This window comes from Mesorhizobium sp. M1E.F.Ca.ET.041.01.1.1 (genome assembly GCF_003997355.1).
Lineage (GTDB): Bacteria > Pseudomonadota > Alphaproteobacteria > Rhizobiales > Rhizobiaceae > Mesorhizobium.
This window is the reverse complement of the sequence record NZ_RZSL01000888.1, coordinates 1-1,824: the sequence shown is the minus strand read 5'-3', so window position 1 is coordinate 1,824 and position 1,824 is coordinate 1. Positions and strand designations below refer to the sequence as shown.

The 1,824-nt window shown below is 65.1% G+C and carries 3 protein-coding genes; all 3 read left to right on the top strand.

Annotation, left to right across the window (positions count from 1 at the left end; genetic code table 11):
• Nucleotides 1–585: thermonuclease family protein (locus EOA38_RS35500; protein WP_145966250.1), on the top strand; the 585-nt coding region annotated here is incomplete at its 5' end.
• 116 nt (nt 586–701) lie between these two features.
• The gene (locus EOA38_RS35495; protein ID WP_127301412.1) at nt 702–1,313 is read left to right on the top strand and encodes a glutathione S-transferase; all 612 of its coding nucleotides are present in this window, start codon (nt 702–704) and stop codon (nt 1,311–1,313) included.
• A 10-nt stretch (nt 1,314–1,323) separates the two neighbouring features.
• Nucleotides 1,324–1,824 (top strand): uracil-DNA glycosylase family protein (locus tag EOA38_RS35490; RefSeq protein ID WP_245481004.1); only part of this gene is annotated, 501 nt, incomplete at its 3' end.

Below are 1,824 nucleotides of genomic sequence, written 5' to 3'. Positions count from 1 at the left end.
GTTCCGCGGCCTCCGCGCAGCCTTTGGCGCAAGCTGCTGGATTATGGGCTGACCGCGGTTCTGCTTGGCCTGTTCATTTTGGTGGCGGCGCGGCTCGACCGTTTCGAGACGCGCAAGGAGCAGGGCACTGCCATCGTCAATGACGGCGATTCGATCACGCTGGGAACAGAGCGCATCCGCATGCGCGGCATCGACGCTCCGGAATACACGCAGACGTGCCGCAAGGACGCCGCCGACTACCCTTGCGGCAAGCTCGCGCGGCAATCGCTGGTGCGGCTGATCGCCAGCAGGCCGGTTTCCTGCAGCGGCTGGCAGCGCGACCGATACGGCCGGCTGCTCGGCGACTGCAAGGCAGGTGACACGGACCTCAACCGTGCTCAGGTGCAGGCCGGATGGGCCGTCGCCTTCGGCGACTTCGAAACCGAGGAGGCCGTTGCGCGCGCCGCCAAGGCCGGCATCTGGGCAGGCTCCTTCGAGGAGCCGCAGGACTGGCGCGACAGCCACCACGACCGGCCGGTCGAAAGGAGGCACGGCACGTTGGCTTCGCTCGGTGATGCGCTGCGCGAGCTTGTCCGTTTCTGGTGATGACGTTCTGGCGATGCTCTGTTTGATGCATGTCGTTCTCCCAAAACCGCTACGCACTTTTGGGCGACATGCATTGAAGCGCGACCTATGATCGAGCGAGAGATCGGGAGAATGGAATGAAGCTGTTCGATGGCGGCCGCGCGCCGAACCCCAGACGGGTCCGGGTCTTCCTGGCGGAGAAGGGATTGACCGTTCCGCTGGTGCCTGTCGACATGGGCGCGCTGGAGCATCGCGAACAGCCCGTGGCGTCGCGCAATCCACTGCGGCGGCTGCCGGTGCTCGAGCTCGACGACGGCACCATCATCACCGAATCCATCGCCATCTGCCGCTACTTCGAGGAATTGCATCCCGAGCCCGCGTTGTTCGGCAAAGGCGCTCTCGGCAAGGCCAAGGTCGAGATGTGGCAAAGGCGCATGGAGTTCAACCTCTTGAGCTGCGTCGCCGCCGCCTTCCGGCACATCCATCCGGCGATGAAGGAATGGGAGGTGCCGCAGATCCCCGAATGGGGCGAGGCCAACAAGCCGAAGGCGATCGAATTCCTGTATCTGCTCGACCGCGAGCTGGCGGACAGGGAATTCGCCGCCAGCGATGCCTATTCGGTCGCCGACATCACCGGGATGATCGCCATCGACTTTATGAAGCCGGCGCGCATCAAGGTGCCGGAGGATTGCACCAACGTATTGCGTTGGTACGGGGCGCTGACAAGCCGACCGAGCGCTACTGCCTGAGACCCGCGTTTTGGACGAACTGCACAGCACAAGTGGAGAACTGGAAAGCCTGACGGCGAGGGTGCGGGCCTGCCGCATCTGCGTCGAGCATCCGCGCGGCCGGCCCTTGCCGCATGAGCCGCGCCCGGTGCTGAGGCCATCGTCGAGCGCTCGCATCCTGCTCGCCAGCCAGGCGCCGGGCACCAAGGTCCACATCTCGGGCATGCCGTTCACCGACGCCTCCGGAGATCGTCTCAGAAGCTGGCTCGGCGTCACCAGCGAAGAGTTCTACGACACGGAAAAATTCGCCATCGTGCCGATGGGTTTCTGCTTCCCTGGCCAGGACGCCAAGGGGGCCGACCTGCCGCCGCGCCGTGAATGCGCGCCTGCATGGCGAGCCGAACTGATGGCGCTGATGCTGCAAATCGATCTGGTGCTGACGATCGGCGGCTACGCGCAGTCCTGGCACATGGGCACGGCGCGAGGGCCGTCGCTGACGGAAACGGTCAGGAACTGGCGCGCTGTCTGGGAT

Bases quoted from the DNA above. Each gene is read 5' to 3' on its own strand.
- EOA38_RS35495 (WP_127301412.1), top strand. From the start codon at position 702: ATGAAGCTGTTCGATGGCGGCCGCGCGCCGAACCCCAGACGGGTCCGG.